Origin of the sequence: Tamlana sp. s12 (assembly GCF_016767215.1) — a bacterium.
Taxonomy (GTDB): domain Bacteria; phylum Bacteroidota; class Bacteroidia; order Flavobacteriales; family Flavobacteriaceae; genus Pseudotamlana; species Pseudotamlana agarivorans.
Genome location: NZ_CP068547.1, coordinates 1,968,902 through 1,985,049, shown reverse-complemented (window position 1 = coordinate 1,985,049; position 16,148 = coordinate 1,968,902). Strand labels below are relative to the sequence as shown.

18 protein-coding genes are annotated in these 16,148 nt (G+C 37.1%); 10 read left to right on the top strand and 8 right to left on the bottom strand.

What is annotated here, in order from left to right:
• Positions 1–2: 2 nt before the first annotated feature.
• The 8 genes from JJL45_RS08685 to JJL45_RS08650 form a co-directional block, all read right to left on the bottom strand.
• Entirely contained in the window at positions 3–416 is a 414-nt protein-coding gene (locus tag JJL45_RS08685) for a globin family protein (protein WP_068602864.1), read from the bottom strand.
• A 193-nt stretch (positions 417–609) separates the two neighbouring features.
• Entirely contained in the window at positions 610–1,359 is a 750-nt protein-coding gene (locus JJL45_RS08680; protein WP_068602865.1) for a Crp/Fnr family transcriptional regulator, read from the bottom strand.
• A gap of 136 nt (positions 1,360–1,495) precedes the next feature.
• Positions 1,496–2,728 (bottom strand): sulfate reduction electron transfer complex DsrMKJOP subunit DsrP, encoded by a 1,233-nt coding sequence (gene dsrP / locus JJL45_RS08675; protein WP_202664107.1) that lies wholly within the window; start codon positions 2,726–2,728, stop codon positions 1,496–1,498.
• 148 nt (positions 2,729–2,876) lie between these two features.
• Positions 2,877–4,022 carry a 4Fe-4S dicluster domain-containing protein gene (locus JJL45_RS08670; RefSeq protein WP_068602867.1) on the bottom strand — a complete coding sequence of 382 codons (1,146 nt, stop codon included), beginning with the start codon at positions 4,020–4,022 and terminating at the stop codon, positions 2,877–2,879.
• A 38-nt stretch (positions 4,023–4,060) separates the two neighbouring features.
• Complete coding sequence (locus JJL45_RS08665) at positions 4,061–4,669, bottom strand: cytochrome c3 family protein (protein ID WP_068602868.1); 609 nt, start codon at positions 4,667–4,669, stop codon at positions 4,061–4,063.
• 7 nt (positions 4,670–4,676) lie between these two features.
• Positions 4,677–5,375, bottom strand: coding sequence for a multiheme c-type cytochrome (locus JJL45_RS08660; RefSeq protein ID WP_067150762.1), 699 nt, complete (start codon positions 5,373–5,375; stop codon positions 4,677–4,679).
• Positions 5,376–5,377: 2 nt separating this feature from the next.
• Positions 5,378–7,705: a molybdopterin-dependent oxidoreductase gene (locus JJL45_RS08655; RefSeq protein WP_202664106.1), complete on the bottom strand. Its 2,328-nt coding sequence runs from the start codon at positions 7,703–7,705 to the stop codon at positions 5,378–5,380.
• A 7-nt stretch (positions 7,706–7,712) separates the two neighbouring features.
• The gene (locus tag JJL45_RS08650; protein WP_068602870.1) at positions 7,713–7,949 is read right to left on the bottom strand and encodes a hypothetical protein; all 237 of its coding nucleotides are present in this window, start codon (positions 7,947–7,949) and stop codon (positions 7,713–7,715) included.
• A 181-nt stretch (positions 7,950–8,130) separates the two neighbouring features.
• Between JJL45_RS08650 and JJL45_RS08645 the strand changes: the two genes are divergently transcribed.
• The 10 genes from JJL45_RS08645 (at position 8,131) to moaA (ending at position 16,079) form a co-directional block, all read left to right on the top strand.
• Positions 8,131–9,309 (top strand): molybdopterin molybdotransferase MoeA, encoded by a 1,179-nt coding sequence (locus JJL45_RS08645; RefSeq protein ID WP_202664105.1) that lies wholly within the window; start codon positions 8,131–8,133, stop codon positions 9,307–9,309.
• A 12-nt stretch (positions 9,310–9,321) separates the two neighbouring features.
• Positions 9,322–9,660 (top strand): winged helix-turn-helix domain-containing protein, encoded by a 339-nt coding sequence (locus tag JJL45_RS08640; RefSeq protein WP_202664104.1) that lies wholly within the window; start codon positions 9,322–9,324, stop codon positions 9,658–9,660.
• A 265-nt stretch (positions 9,661–9,925) separates the two neighbouring features.
• Complete coding sequence (locus JJL45_RS08635) at positions 9,926–10,666, top strand: sulfite exporter TauE/SafE family protein (protein WP_068602873.1); 741 nt, start codon at positions 9,926–9,928, stop codon at positions 10,664–10,666.
• Positions 10,667–11,254, top strand: coding sequence for a molybdenum cofactor guanylyltransferase (locus JJL45_RS08630; RefSeq protein WP_202664103.1), 588 nt, complete (start codon positions 10,667–10,669; stop codon positions 11,252–11,254).
• Positions 11,238–11,471, top strand: coding sequence for a MoaD/ThiS family protein (locus tag JJL45_RS08625; RefSeq protein ID WP_202664102.1), 234 nt, complete (start codon positions 11,238–11,240; stop codon positions 11,469–11,471). The genes JJL45_RS08630 and JJL45_RS08625 overlap by 17 nt, the downstream gene beginning before the upstream one ends.
• Before the next feature lie 113 nt (positions 11,472–11,584).
• Positions 11,585–12,679, top strand: a complete 1,095-nt coding sequence (gene moeB, locus JJL45_RS08620) for a HesA/MoeB/ThiF family protein (protein WP_242521378.1) — start codon at positions 11,585–11,587, stop codon at positions 12,677–12,679.
• 129 nt (positions 12,680–12,808) lie between these two features.
• Positions 12,809–13,252: a molybdenum cofactor biosynthesis protein MoaE gene (locus JJL45_RS08615; protein WP_202664100.1), complete on the top strand. Its 444-nt coding sequence runs from the start codon at positions 12,809–12,811 to the stop codon at positions 13,250–13,252.
• 107 nt (positions 13,253–13,359) lie between these two features.
• Positions 13,360–13,713 carry a four helix bundle protein gene (locus tag JJL45_RS08610; RefSeq protein ID WP_202664099.1) on the top strand — a complete coding sequence of 118 codons (354 nt, stop codon included), beginning with the start codon at positions 13,360–13,362 and terminating at the stop codon, positions 13,711–13,713.
• A 357-nt stretch (positions 13,714–14,070) separates the two neighbouring features.
• Entirely contained in the window at positions 14,071–14,982 is a 912-nt protein-coding gene (gene moaCB / locus JJL45_RS08605) for a bifunctional molybdenum cofactor biosynthesis protein MoaC/MoaB (RefSeq protein ID WP_067150728.1), read from the top strand.
• A gap of 89 nt (positions 14,983–15,071) precedes the next feature.
• The gene (moaA, locus tag JJL45_RS08600) at positions 15,072–16,079 is read left to right on the top strand and encodes a GTP 3',8-cyclase MoaA (RefSeq protein WP_068602879.1); all 1,008 of its coding nucleotides are present in this window, start codon (positions 15,072–15,074) and stop codon (positions 16,077–16,079) included.
• The last annotated feature ends 69 nt before the right edge of the window (positions 16,080–16,148 follow it).

Below are 16,148 nucleotides of genomic sequence, written 5' to 3'. Positions count from 1 at the left end.
AATTAATAAGCGGCTTCGATCATAACGCCAGACATGGTACCGTATACCGTTGCCCAGGCCGTTTTAACTTCGGGGGTAAAATCATCACCCAAACCAACAGCAAGCGTATCAAGAAGCGCTTCACCCACCGTATTGTAATGACTTGGTTTTACGTTATAACCTACGTGGCGTTTACCTAAATCCTTTAAAACAGGGATTAAGGCATCTAAATTATTTAATCCAGCTACAGCCGCACCAAGCATGGTCATGAGCTTATTTCCCTGCGTACTCATGGCTTCTTTATCACTAGGAAATAGTGGTTTTAACTGGGGATCTAATTCAAAAAGTTTCTTGTAAAAAATTTCAGCTGCAGTCGATGCGATTGGCTTCACTTTAGCAAAAGAATCTTGAACTAGTGTAATTGTTTTTGGCTCCATATTTTATAGTTTGTTAGGTTAAATTAAATAAGTATTAATACTTATTTGTAACAAATGTATAAGTTGAAACTCTAAATTATCATGTTATAAAACAGTAGAAAACCATCTTTTATAACAGTATAAAAACTACGAAAACACAGTTTTTAATAGAAAAATCCTATTTATGAGTTTATTAAACGTAAAGTTTTAAAAACTAAGTATCTAAGAAGAAATTGTGCTCACTAATCTCTTTTTTAAGTAATTGAGCATCATTGATACCTACTTTCTTGCCTTGCGTGCTGATTAGTTTTTCTTTTTTGAGAGCTGAAAGCACACGAATAACCTGCTCTTCGGTAGTACCTGCGTAATCGGCATATTCCTTTCTGCTAAGGGGTAAGTTTATAAATCCGCGGAGATCACCAAATTTTCTATGGATATACAACAAGGTATCAATAACACGCTCACGAACGGTCATTTGAGAAATAGACTTTACCTTGTTCTCACTACGGTTTAATTCATTGGCATAAAACAGCATCATGTCATAAGCAAACGAAGGATTTTCAAGCAAGGCTTCTTGAAGTACATCCTTTGAAAAATAGCACAAAACCGTATCTTTTAAAGCAATAGCTCCGATAGAATAATACTCTTCGGTACCAAATCCACGATGACCAACAATCTCGCCTTCCTTTGCAAAACGTACGATTTGCTCTCGTCCGTTTATACCTGTTCTGAATACTTTAACAACACCTTTTAAAATAAAAAACAGACCATTTACAGGAGCACCCTCCATGACAAATTGCTGTCCTTTTTTACATCTTAATGTACTTTTGCTTTTAATATATTCAGCATCGCTATTACCACGTAGACTTCTATGAATGATGCAATTCACATTTTCACATGACGCACAAGAGACGCTGCTAAGTGCTTTATTTTTAGAATGTGTATGTGAAGGTGTTAAAGGCATATAGAACTAATATCTCCTTCAAAAGTAAGTAATAATACTTAGTTCTATAAACAAACCCCTTATTTTTAAGAGTATAACAAAAAACACCAACCGAAATTATTCAATTGATGTTTTAGATGCTTTATATTCAGAAATATCAAACGTTTTTACTTTTTCCCTTGTACCTCAACTCGCCTAATTCAATTCCAATAGCGGTTTTTGCAAGAATGGTAAAAATAAAAGCTCCCATGGCCCAAATTCCTAAAGTCACACCTATTTCAATACCAGTTGGGGTGTATTCCACAATTTTTCCATAAGGCCCAGGAATAAAACCTGGCACAATTAAACCAAAGCCTTTTTCAATCCAAATGGCAATAAAAAGTATAAAACAACAAAAGAATAACACTTTAAAGTTATTTCTGAGCTTGTGAAAAGTCAACAACACGGTAGCTAGAACATTCAGAGGAATGGCGGTCCAAATCCAAGGTAACAAGGCATCTTTCCCATGCAATCCGAAGAATAAATAATAAGCACTTTCACTGTGGTGAGTTGGTGCATAAAACTCTTTAAACAACTCCGAAATCAACATAATTAAGTTGATTTGAGCGGCTACAGTTACTACCATAGCAATTTTTCTTAGTGTTCTATCCTGCACTTTAAAGGCGGTGAAATTTCTAATTATAGCCAATACCAATATAATGAGTGCTGGTCCTGCAGCAAAAGCCGATGCTAAGAATCGTGGCCCTAAAAGCGCATTATTCCAAAACGGACGCGCCTGCAATCCTTGATATAAAAAGGCGGTAACTAAGTGAATTCCAACAGCCCAAAATACCGATAAAATGGTGCCAGGCACGTAAACGCTAGATTTCGCTTCCTTACCTTGGTAATGTCTAAATAAAATATAGAGTGGTATGGTAATATTTAAAAACAGGTAACCATTAAGTACGATTACGTCCCATGTGAGCATGGAATTGGGAAAATTAAACACACCTATTCCGGGAATCATGTGCCATAAAACCGATGGCCCTCCCATATCGGCAACCACAAAGGCCAAACACATAATTAATGCTGCAACCGCAAGCCCTTCGCCAATTAAAACAGCTTGCTTAAAATCTACATCATGTAAAACATAAGTGGGCATAACAAGCATGACTGCCGCCGCGGCGACCCCTACTAAAAAGGTAAAATTAGAGATATACAAGCCCCAACTCACACGATCGCTCATCCCAGTAACACTCAAGCCCTCAGATAACTGAATAGAATAACAATACATCCCCACTAACATCACAAAGGTTAATGCCCCCATCCAAATATGGTATCGTAAAGAACCACGTGTGATGGTCGCTAGACTATCCTTAACTAAACTTCCAAAAACTTTAAATACACTCATGTTTCTAATTATACTTTATTAAATGTTTATTCGTTTAATCGTTTATTTGTTTAATCGACTCTGCTCTATTAATTTTTTAGTGAATGTTTATTGCCTAAACCGAAGTATTCGATTAAACAGTTCAACAATTAAACGATTCCACAACACTCTAATCCATGAAATACCAGAACTTCGGTTCTGTTCCTAAATCTTCTTTTAATCGAAATACTTTTTTATTTTCTAAAACCCATCGAATGGTACTTTTAGGATCTAATAAATTTCCAAAAACACGTGCTCCAGTTGGACAAGCTTCAACACAAGCAGGATTTTTCCCTGCACGCGAACGCTGCACACAAAAAGTACATTTTTCCATAACGCCTTTTTTACGCATACGGTTACCTAAATAGTGCTGATTATGATTAACCTCTTCCTCTGGCACTTCTGGTTTACTCCAGTTAAATCGGCGGCCATCGTAAGGACAAGCAGCCATACAATAACGACACCCAACACACCAATCGTAATCAACAACCACTAAACCATCAGCTTCGCGCCAAGTGGCTTGTACAGGACACACCTCAACACATGGTGGATTATCGCAATGAAAACACTGTGTTCCCATATAAAAGTGTCCTTCGGCAGGTACTTCATGATAATAATTATCGTCGGCTTCATTAAAATTAAAGCCTTGACCATCTTTCATTTCATGAATTCGTATGTATTGCATTTCCGAATTACGATCTTGATTGTTTTCTTCAACACAAGCATTCACACAATCCATATACCCTTGGCACTTTGAAATATTAAAAGCATAGCCAAACAACACGTCTTCTTCGGCATTTTTTGAAGACATGCTTAAGTTTTTACCGGTACGCAACTCATAAGAACGCATCAAACGATCGACCGTAGCACTTTTTTCATCATCCGACATTAACTTATAGTTCCCTTTAAACTGCTCTTCCCAGTCTATTTGTGCCTTTTCCTTACTATCATCTCCACTTATAACACTACAAGATGTGCTTACGGCACCTGCTCCAATTAATAAACTCGCCGTTAATTTTTTAAAGGCTGTACGTCTATCCATTTTCACATCAAAAACCTGATCAAAACCATCTTTTTTAGTTTCCTCTCCAATGGACGCGTTTATAGCAGCTTCGGCAAACTCTTGGTCTGTCATTTGATTAACATCTGGTTCCTGATGTCCTTTGGCTCCATGAGAACCGCATCCACCCGAAGTTTTACCGCAACCACAAGCGCCAGACGACTTTTCGTTATTTCTACCAAAATTTAAAGAATACCACTTTTTGTTAGTGCTCATAGTTTAAATGTTTTTATAATCCTTGTTTGGTTCGTTTATTATTTACGCTCTTCGTCCACAGTGGTATTAAAACGTGCTGGCCACCTAGACTCGAAGTGTGGTTTGTGTGGGTTATGACAATTTACACAGGTCATTGCAGCTCTTGGTGGTGCCCAACCTCCAAGGCGTTTTCCATGCGCGCCACCTTTCCAATCTTCAAATTGCTTGGTGTGACATTGGCTGCATAATTGATAACTTTTATTGAAATCGATATCTCTCCCTGTTAGACTTTTTAACTCATTCATATTATTAGGATTGTGGCACGTCACACAATTCATGGTATTTTCATTGGCGTGAACTATTTTAATATCCCAGTGTGCTTTTTTCATGGCTTCACTATGCATATCTTCTAAAGGTTTCGAATGACATTCGGTACAAGCATAAGATCGAATTTGCCCCTTACGTTCGGGTATTAAAAAGGTATGTCCACCTTCAGTGATTTGTAACATCTCCATATCTTCTAAATATTTTTCAGATGAAATGGAAGTTCCTTTATAATGTTCGCCTTCAGCATTTATCTTTTCGATAACCCCATGGTATTCACCTTCCCCGTGCTTACACGAAAAAAAGCTGACTAATAAAACAAAGCTTAAAAGGATTCTATTCATAATATATCTATTGCACAGCATTAGTATTCGCTCTTTTAAAAGTTCCTATATCGGTCATTTCTTTGTTGTTAGGCACGTGACATTGCCTACAATTAATCCGCTCGGGATGTGTGACTCTAATTTCTTTAGGCGCCCCTGGTCCTCCATGACATGACAAACAATTTTCATGCATTTGAATTTGATGTGGAATAATTGGCGGACTCCCAGTTAGTGCATTGTTCACACCTACAGCAGGTGCTTTTACCTTTTCAAAATGATTAGGTTTGAATACCTTTTCAGTCTTTTGAGCCACATGACATTGTCTGCAATTCACCATCTCTGGATGCGGCGTTACCGGAGCATAAGCTGAAAATTTATCGACATAACCACCGTTTTGATGACATTTTAAACACACATTTTCTCCCATACTACGCTCGATAGCAACAGGGTGTGGAATACTTGGTGGTGCCCCGTGAAAGGCTCTATTATCATAATAATCTTCTATAGACCTTTGGTGGGTTTCATCAATAGGCATATTGGCATAATCTAAGGCAAACTCGGCGCGTTTAAAAACACCTGTTTCCGAAGGAATAGCCGTTATATGCTCATTGGTTTCAAGAGGAATATAAGCCTCTTCGAGACCTGTTTGATAACTATAACCCCAAATAGCAATAAAGGCTACAAAGAGCAGAACGAAAAACGATATGATACCTAACCTTTTTCTCATGACTAAGCTTTTTCAACTTTAACAGCACATTTTTTATAATCGGGTTCTTTAGAAATCGGACAAAAAGCATCTAAAGTCACATCGTTAATCAGCATATTTTCATCAAAAAACGGCACAAAAACCTGTCCTTTTGTTGGCAAGCCTCTTTCGTTAATAGAAGCCGGTAAAACACAAGAGCCACGTCGTGATGTCACTTTTAACTTTTCACCATTAACAATCCCTAAACGAGCGGCATCATCGGGGTGCAGTTCTACATAAGCATGTGGCATGGCTTTATGCAATACGGGTATTCGGCGGGTCATGGAGCCTGTATGCCAATGTTCTATAACACGTCCTGTATTTAACCAGAAAGGATATTCGCTATCTGGAACTTCTGGAGCGGGCTCATACGGGCGCTGCCAAATAACAGCTCGACCATCTGGTTTTCCGTAAAAATCAAAATCTTTTTTAGGATCGCAAGCCGGATCATACTTAGAATTAAAGCGCCATTGTGTCGATTTCCCATCTACGTATGGCCAAATAACCCCCGATTCTCTTTTAAGAACCTCTAACGGTGCCATACCGTGTTTTGCCCCTTCGTGAAACTGTCTGTATTCGTTAAAAATCTCTTCAACATGATTCTCTCGACTATATGGAAATAAATCACCATAGCCCATGCGTTTAGCAACTTCAATAAACATCCAAGCATCTGGAGTTGTTTCACCAGGGCCATCAACCATTTTATCCCAATGCTGTGTTCTGCGTTCCGAATTTCCATAGAGACCACTTTTTTCGATATGCCAAGACGCTGGTAAAATCACATCGGCCACATCGGAAGTTGGTGTAGGAAACACATCTGAAACCACCACAAAACAAGATTCCTTCTCCATGCCAGGACGGTAACGACTTGTTTTAGGTAAGGACACCAACGGATTGGTAGCCTGAGTCCAAATAAACTTAATATCGCCCCGATCTACCGCTCTAAACATTTCGGTAGCATGGTATGTAGGTTTCGACGGAATTCTTTCAACCGGCACCTTCCATATTTTCGCTGCTAAGGCTCTATCCTTAGCGTTGGTTACTACGCCATGAGGTAATTTATGAGTGAATGTACCAACCTCTCTGGCTGTACCACAGGCCGAAGGTTGTCCGGTTAATGAAAACGGACCATTACCTGGCTGGGAAATTTTCCCTGTTAATAAATGGATGTTGTATACTAAATTATTGATCCACGTTCCACGGGTGTGTTGATTCATACCCATACACCAATATGAGACTACTTTTTTATTAGGATCACCATATATATCAGCTAAAAATTTGATGTCCTTTACGGAGACCCCAGAATATTTCGCTACTTTTTCAGGCGTATAATCCTCCAAAAACGCTTTATAATCTTCAAAATCGATTTTAGTTGGTTTATCAGTAAATGCAAAATTATCTTCTAAACCATAACCTATATTCGTTAAGCCCTTGCTGAAATTCACATGATTTTCTACAAATGCCTTATTCACCCAACCGTTATTTATAATCTCATAACAAATCGCGTTAGCAACTGCTAAATCGGTTTGAGGTTCAAACAATATAGATCTATCAGAAGCCATACTAGATCGCGTCGTTCTGGTTGCGAAATCAATAATCTTAGCCCCACGCCTATTTTTCTCTTCCAACATTCTTGAGAACAATACAGGGTGCATTTCTGCCATATTATTACCCCAAGTGATGAAATAATCGGCGTGATCGATATCTTCATAGCAGCCCATAGGCTCATCGGCCCCAAAAGTGGTTAAAAACCCCGTTACAGCACTTGCCATACACAAACGCGCATTACAATCGAGATTGTTTGTCCCGATAGCACCTTTCATGAGTTTCGAAGCCACATAGCCTTCAGGAATAGTAGATTGCCCAGACGTATACATAGCCACAGCATCTTTACCATGTTTATCCATGGTCTCCTTCATTTTATTAGCTACAATATCTAAAGCTTCATTTAGAGGTGTTTGAACATATTTACCATTTTTCTTTACCAGTGCGTGTGTTAAACGATCTTCGGCCTGAATACACATAATTTGGTGATAGCCCTTCACACATAACAAACCTTTGTTTACTGACGAATTAGGGTCACCTTTAACAGCAACAGCCTTGCCCTTATCAATCCCAATTAAAACACCACAACCAACACCGCAAAAACGACAAGGTCCCTTTTTCCATTCCAAATCACCTCCTTCAGGTAAATTCTTTTCCTGTTCATCTGCAAAAATAATGCCTGGGAACATCGTTGCTGCGGCTGTCATAGCCGACATGATGGCCATTTTTTTAATAAAGTTTCGTCGGTTTAATAAAGTATCGTGCATAATACAATTAGTTTTTTGGTGTATTGAAGCCAGAAACCATAGCCAAAAGTTTTAAACTATCTAGGCCTTCTATGGTTGCTTTTAAAGTATCGTCTTGTTTTTGATTTTCGGTATCGGTTACCACTATAATGAGGTCTTCATTCTCTGAAGGAATGACGTCGCAGTAAGAAATATTTAGCAGTTCGGAAATTAAAACATCCTTTTTACCGTCTTGGGGATAAGCTAAATAACTTTTTATCGGCATAGCATTAGCATTTTGTTAAAATTGAGTTTAAAACTCTATTAAATTAGCAAAATAAAACATGACAATTATCATATTCTCAATTATTTAGACAAAATCTAAATAATACACCTTCAAAAGAATCATACGATACGTACTTTTAAATTTTCGTTATATTTGCAAAGACATAACGAAAACAAACTGTATGATTTCTATTTCTGAAGCCATTTCAATAGTTAAAAACAACAGCAATTCGCTACCTGAAAGCTGTAATAAGTCCGTAGAAAAAGCTGGAGGCTATATACTTTTTGAAGATGTAAAATCACCTATAAGCATGCCGCCTTTTAGACAATCGGCCATGGATGGTTATGCGTTACATCTTCATGATGATTTAACTTACCAATTGATTGGTGAAATTAAAGCTGGTGATGCTTTAAATCCGACCTTAAAACCCGGCGAAGCAGTTCGCATTTTTACAGGTGCTGCAGTTCCCGATACGGCAAATGCTGTGATGATGCAGGAAAAAGTAGAAAATCACGGAAAAACAATCCAAATTGAGCATCAAATTGATTTAGAGCTGAATATTCGTCCGCTTGGCGAACAGGTTAAAACGGGTGATATCGCCCTTAAAAAAGGCACCAAATTAACTCCAGCAGCTATTGGCTATTTACTATCACTAGGGATTACCCATGTTAATGTTTATAGAAAACCTAAAATAGCACTAGTTACCACAGGTAACGAACTTATAGAACCTGGTCAAGACCTGACTTACGGCAAAATTTACGAGAGTAATTCTAAAATGCTTTTAAGCGCGCTTTACAACTTAAAGTTTTACGACATCACTTCTTATAAAGTGGAAGACGATTATAAGCAAACCGTATCAACGCTAAAAGCAGCGGTTGATGAAAATGATTTGGTGCTTATAACCGGAGGCATTTCAGTAGGCGATTACGACTTTGTTGGCAAAGCTTTAAAGGAACTAGAAGTTGAAGAACACTTTTATAAGGTAGCTCAAAAACCAGGAAAACCACTTTTCTACGGAAAAAAAGGAGCCACTCAAATTTTTGCCTTACCAGGAAATCCTGCCGCTGCCCTAACCTGTTTCTATGTGTATGTGTATATCGCTTTACAACAATTTATGAATCGCCATGAATTGGAATTATCTCGTACAGAAGGAATTTCAAGATCTACATTTAATAAACGTGGTGATAGACCTCAATTTTTAAAGGCGATTTATAATAATGGTCAGGTTGATATCTTAGAAGGTCAGAATTCATCCATGCTCCACACCTTTGCACTTTCCAACGCCTTAGTGTTTATGCCTGGGAAACTGAATGTAATTTCAGAAAACGATAAAGTGAACGTGATTCTTTTACCAAACTAAACCCTTTTTCACATGAGTTATAAAATAAAAAGCCGCATTTGGATAGAATCTAATAATAATGTCCTATTAGGTGAAGGCCGCGTGCATTTATTAAAAGCCATTCATGAAACGGGATCGCTTTCAAAAGGCGCTAAGGCTTTAAACCTGTCTTATAAAAAAGCATGGCATCTATTGGATTCGGTAAATAAATCGGCTAAAAAACCAGTAACCATAAATAGCATTGGGGGTAAAGGCGGCGGCGGTGTAGCACTCACTCCCTACGGACAAGCACTCATTAAAACCTTTGATGAAATCAATCAGAATTGCTGGAACTTTTTAGATGAACAGATGGAGAAGTTGGAGTTGCTTTGAGTTACTTTCTCTGTTGAGCTTCAAAGTTGCAGAGCCACAAAGTTACAGAGTTACAACATAATATAAACGTTGAATAGAAGAAATAAAAATAAGATTAAAGTTGAATTGAGAAATAGTTGCAAAGTGACAAAGCCGCAAAGCTGCAGAGACACTAAGATAAAAAGCCCAAACATTTCTTTGAGCCTTTGAAACTCTGAAGCTTCGAAACTCTGAAACTTTGAAACTTTGAAACTTTGAAACTTTGAAACTTTGAAACTCAAAAAACATGCTCCAAACCGAAAACATATACATATTCCTAGCAATCCTACCCATTGTGTCTTTCCTATACTCAAGTGTGGGGCACGGTGGTGCGAGTGGCTATTTGGCGCTTATGGCTTTGTTTTCATTTGCTCCAGAAACCATGAAGCCTACCGCTTTATTGCTTAATTTATTTGTTGCAGGGATTTCATTTTACTACTATTATAAGGCCGGTTTTTTCAATAAAAAACTATTTATAACCTTCGCCATCGCTTCTATTCCTTTGGCTTTTTTGGGAGGCACTATTGAGGTTGATGCATCTATTTATAAAAAAATTCTAGCCGTTTTATTAATTTTTGCCATTCTAAAAATGCTGAATGTATTCGGGAAAGAAAACGACAAAATTAAAGAAGTTAAGCTTTGGCAAGGTTTAGTTGTTGGTGGAATTATCGGTTTCTTTTCAGGACTGATTGGTATTGGTGGCGGCATTATTTTAACGCCTGTTATTTTACTCTTGCATTGGGGTAAAATGAAGGAAGCCGCAGCCGTTTCTGCCCTTTTTATTTGGGTGAATTCTGCAGCTGGTCTAATCGGACAAATAAGCAGTGGCGTAACTATTGAAAAAGAATCGTTTTTATTAGTCGCCATCGCCTTAATTGGTGGCGTTTTAGGCGGTTATTACGGCAGTAAAAAAATTAATAACACCAAATTACGATACATTTTAGCCTTCGTACTCATTATAGCTTGTGCTAAATTATTTTTCACATAAATGATAGATAAAAAACACATAACAGGCCTTGTTTTATCTGGCGGAAAAAGTAGTCGGATGGGTACCGATAAAGGTTTTTTAAGCCTTAACGGAAAACCCTTCATGCAATACAGTATTGATGCCTTAAAGCCTTTGGTTTCTGAAATTATCATTGTTTCAGACCATGCATCTCACGATGCTTTAAACTATAAAAGGGTTAGTGATAATATTAAAAATGCGGGACCCGTAGCAGGTATTGCCGCTGGATTAGAAGCTTCAAAAACCGATTACAACTTGGTTTTAAGTTGCGATATTCCATTGATTAAAACATCTATTTTAGAAAAGCTTATACAGAATATGGATACCGATTTCGATATCATTCAAATTGAAAGCAACAATAAATCCATGCCACTCATTGCTATGTATCACAAGCGCTGTGCGCCTATTTTTAAGAATTTAGTTGAAAATAATGAAAGACGCTTACGTATTGCCGTGAATAACTGTAAAGTTAAAAATGTGGTTTTAAATACGGAAGAAGAACAGCAAAGTACTATGAATGTAAACACACAAGAAGAACTTAAACAATTGAAACATGCTTTTAACCATTAAATATTTCGGACTTATTGCTGAAGTCACACAAATAAGCGAAGAAACTTTAGAATTTTCAGGGAAACAAATTTCGGAGCTTTTAACGCTTTTGTATGCTAAATATGAAGCTTTGAAAACCAAAGATTTTCAAGTGGCCCAGAATCAGGAATTGGTTGCTACGGATGCTATTGTAAGCGGACAAGAAATTGCATTGTTACCTCCTTTTGCGGGCGGGTAATTTATAACGGTTATTAAAGACCTTTCAGGTTTTATAAACCTGAAAGGTCTGGAAAAGTAAAAATATAAATCACAATTAGGTAGGAAGAGATTCCTGCCTTCGCAGGAATGAAAATGAGATACAACAGACATATCATTTTATCAGAAATTGGTCAGGAAGGACAAGATAAAATATCAAAAGCCAAAGTATTAGCTATTGGTGCTGGCGGTTTAGGTTGCCCAATCTTGCAATACCTCGCAGCAGCTGGTGTTGGCACCATTGGCATCATCGATTTTGATACGGTAGACTTATCAAACTTACAACGTCAAATTTTATTTGGCAGCGCTTCTATAGGTAAAAATAAGGCACTTGCGGCTAAGGAACGTTTATCCGATTTAAACGCTGATATTACCATAAACACCTACCCTGAGCGCTTAACACATCAAAATGCTTTAGAGCTTTTCGAACAGTACGATATTATTGTAGATGGTTCCGATAATTTTGAAACACGCTATTTAGTAAACGATGCCTGCGTAATCACCAACAAACCACTCGTTTTTGGTTCTATTTTTAAATTTGAAGGTCAGGTTTCGGTATTTAATTATCAAAACGGCCCTTCATACCGCTGTCTTTTCCCTAATCCGCCGGAAAAAGGCGCTGTTCCCAACTGTTCTGAAATTGGTGTTTTAGGCGTGCTTCCAGGCATTATAGGCACCATGCAAGCCAACGAAGTCTTAAAAATTATTTTAGGGATTGGTAACGTGCTTTCAGGACAACTTTTATGCTACAATGCATTAACGCTTCAAAACACGATTTTAAAAATCAACCGTTCGGAAAGCGCCATTGAATCGGTTTTAAACGACAAAGCCAATTTTCAAAAGCAACACATCAATATAGGCTGTGAAGTACAAACGGAAAACATTTCAATATACGATGTTTCATTAGGAGATGACATGCAATTTATCGATGTACGAGAAGACCACGAACAACCAAAAGTTGAAGCTATTCCTGTAACCTATGTACCGTTATCAGAATTAGAAGAAGAATACATCAACATTGATCCTTCCAAAAAGGCTTATGTTTTTTGTCAAGCAGGAATACGTAGCGAACATGCTGTAGAACGCCTTCAAGAATTGGGCATTACTAATTGTTTTAGTCTGATTGAAGGCGCTGCGGAAATTAATGATTATTTGAATGAGCAATTGGAGGCTAAATCAGTGAAATCATAAAATTTATAATAACAAGACCCTTCAGGTTTTTGAAACTTGAAGGGTCTGAAAAAAATATACCATCATAAAATATATAATAATAAAACCTTCTAGGTTTTTAAAACCTAGAAGATCTGAAAAACATACATTATGGAACCAAAAAAACCTAAAAACGTATTTCAAGAAGGCGCAATAACGTCCGATTTTATTGGGAATTCTATTTACAAACACCAAACAAAAACAAGCATTGGCGCCCACAATATTTTCCTCGGACAAGTTCGCGCCGATGAGATTGACGGAAAAACCGTTTCTGCCATAGAATACACAGCTTACGAGGATATGGCGAATCAGAAATTCCACGACATTCGTGAAGCTGCTTTCGAGAAATTTGATTTAACCTGCATGCACATTTACCACAGTTTAGGCACTGTAAAAGCAGGCGAAATATGCTTATTCGTATTTGTGTCCTCACCAAGACGAAAAGTAGTTTTTGAAGCCCTAGAATTCATCGTTGAAGCCATTAAAGCCGATGTTCCTGTTTTTGGAAAAGAAATTTTTGAGGATGACAGTCACAAATGGAAGGTTAATAATTGATTATTTTTTATTGATTATTGATTATTCCATTGAAACCCTTAAGGATTTGATTATTTTTTATTGATTATTGATTATTCCACTAAAACCCTGAAAAAAAATGATTATTTATGAAGGAAGCCTTAAAAAATAGAACTAAAATTTTTGCACATAATTGCATTAAAATCACAGGACAATTCCCTAACAATTATTTAGCAAATCATATAAAAGGGCAATTAATTAGATGTTCTACATCTATTGCAGCAAATTATAGAGCGACTTGTATTGCTCAATCAAAAGCTAGTTTTATTTCCAAAATAAGTATCGTAATTGAAGAAGTTGATGAATCGAATTTTTGGATCGAATTTGCTTTAGATGAAAATTTAATTCAGAAAGAAAGCGTAGAATGCATCTTGAAAGAATCACGAGAATTAACAGCAATCTTTATGGCTTCTAGGAAAACAGCAAGCATAAATAGGCAATAAAAATAATGAATCAGAAAAAGGGGCAATATGTATAATTTTTAAATAGAATTCGCTTTAAGTCAATAGTTAATTCAAGAATAAAACAGAGAACTAAACTTGATAAAATCTCAAAAACTAAAAACAAACTTTAAGATCTCTAGAAAAACGGCAAACACAAATAATCAATAAAAAATAAATTAAAAAAATATCATCTCGTTGACTCTTTAAATAGAACTCATTTAAGCCAGAACTTAATTCTAAAATTAAACAGAGAACTCTTCTAAATAAAGTCACGAAAATTAAAAACTAACTTTGAGGTCTCTAGAATACCAGCAAACACAAATAATCAATAAAAAATAATAATTAATCAATCCCGAAATGGTCGATATCACACATAAAAACACAACATTACGTACAGCGGTAGCACAAGCTGTGGTAAAAGTTAGTAAACCAGAAACTATAGAAGCTATAAAAAACGATACGGTTCCTAAGGGGCATGTATTTGCTATGAGTAAAGCTGCAGGGCTTTTGGGCGTAAAACGTACGCCAGATATTTTGCCTGATTGCCACCCCTTACCTATAGAGTTTACAGGCGTTGAATATGAAATCAATGGTTTGGAGATTTCGGTGATTTTTACCGTGAAAACCATCTATAAAACAGGCGTTGAAGTGGAAGCTATGCATGGTGCAAGTGTTGTAGCGCTTAACATGTATGATATGCTTAAACCTATTGATAAAGGCATTGAAATTCACGCCATCAAACTCCTTAATAAAAAAGGTGGAAAATCTGATTTTAAAGACCGCTTCCGTAAAGATTTAACCGCAGCTGTTGTGGTTTGTAGTGATACCATTTCGGCGGGACATAAAGAAGATAAAGCTGGAAAAGCCATTATTAAAAAGCTTGAAGAATCTGGGGTTAAAATATCGGAATACGTGATTATCCCTGATGAAAAAGACATCATTCAGCAAAAAGCTAAAAACTACCAAGAACAAGGTATCGATATGGTGATTTACACGGGAGGCACAGGGCTTTCGGGTAGAGATGTTACACCTGAGGCTTTACTTCCAATTTTAGACAGACGCATACCAGGAATTGAAGAGGCCATTCGTGGTTACGGACAAGAACGTACGCCGTTTTCCATGCTTTCAAGAAGTGTTGCTGGCACGATTTCAGACACGTTAGTTTTGGCGCTTCCTGGATCGACTAACGGGGCTAAAGAATCAATGGATGCTATTTTCCCTGGGGTTTTGCATAGTTTTAGAATATTGAAGGGAGCTAGACACGATTAGTGTTGGTTGTTGGTTGTTGGTTGTTGGTTGTTGGTTGTTGGTTGTTGGTTGTTGGTTGTTGGTTAAAGTAAAAATCATTAAATTATAGTATGACAGAAGTTTCAAAAATATTACAAGATTCACACGGTAGAGATCACGCTTATTTGCGCATATCACTTATCGAACGCTGTAATTTAAGGTGTACCTATTGCATGCCAGAAGAAGGTGTAAAGTTATCTCCGAAAAGTAGCTTAATGACTTATGAGGAGATTTACGAAATCGCCAAAACTTTTGTAGATAACGGCGTTACCAAAATTAGATTAACAGGTGGCGAACCTTTAATTAGAAAAGACATTCCTATTATTTTGGAAAAACTCGCCACTTTACCGGTAGAACTTTCTATCACGTCCAATGCGGTGATTATCGACAAATACATTGATGTATTAAAGGCCAATGGCGTTAATAAAATTAACGTAAGTTTAGATTCTTTAGATGAAGGTAAATTTAAACACATTACACGCCGTCATGAGTTTAAAAAGGTGTACAACAACATTTTACTTTTAGTTAAAGAAGGCTTTACCTTAAAGGTTAATGCCGTTTTAATGAAAGGTTTTAATGAAAATGAAATCATCGATTTTATCAACTTCACCAAAGATTTACCTGTTTCGGTGCGCTTTATAGAATTCATGCCTTTTGATGGCAACAAATGGGATATGAGCAAAATGATTTCTTATGCTGAAGTGATGCGTTATGTTCACGACGCTTTCGCGGAAGACGAAGTAGAACGCTTACAAGATGCGCCTAACGATACCTCTAAAAACTATAGAATTAAAGGCTATCAAGGTTCTTTTGCTATTATAAGCTCGGTTACCAATCCGTTTTGCGATTCTTGTAACAGATTGCGTTTAACAGCAAACGGCCAACTTAAAAACTGTTTGTTTTCTTCAACCGAATCGGATTTATTAACCACGCTACGTGCTGGAAAACCTATTGAACCTGTGATTCAAAAAGCGGTGTGGGCTAAATTGAAAGTCCGCGGTGGTATGGATACCTTAAAAAAACTTCAAGAACCGGAATTGCATACTAATAACAGGAGTATGACGGCTATTGGAGGATGATTTTAGCATGAGATAAACTGTTGACTCAACAACATAAACACTTAAAAATCAGAATCAATAATAATAAAC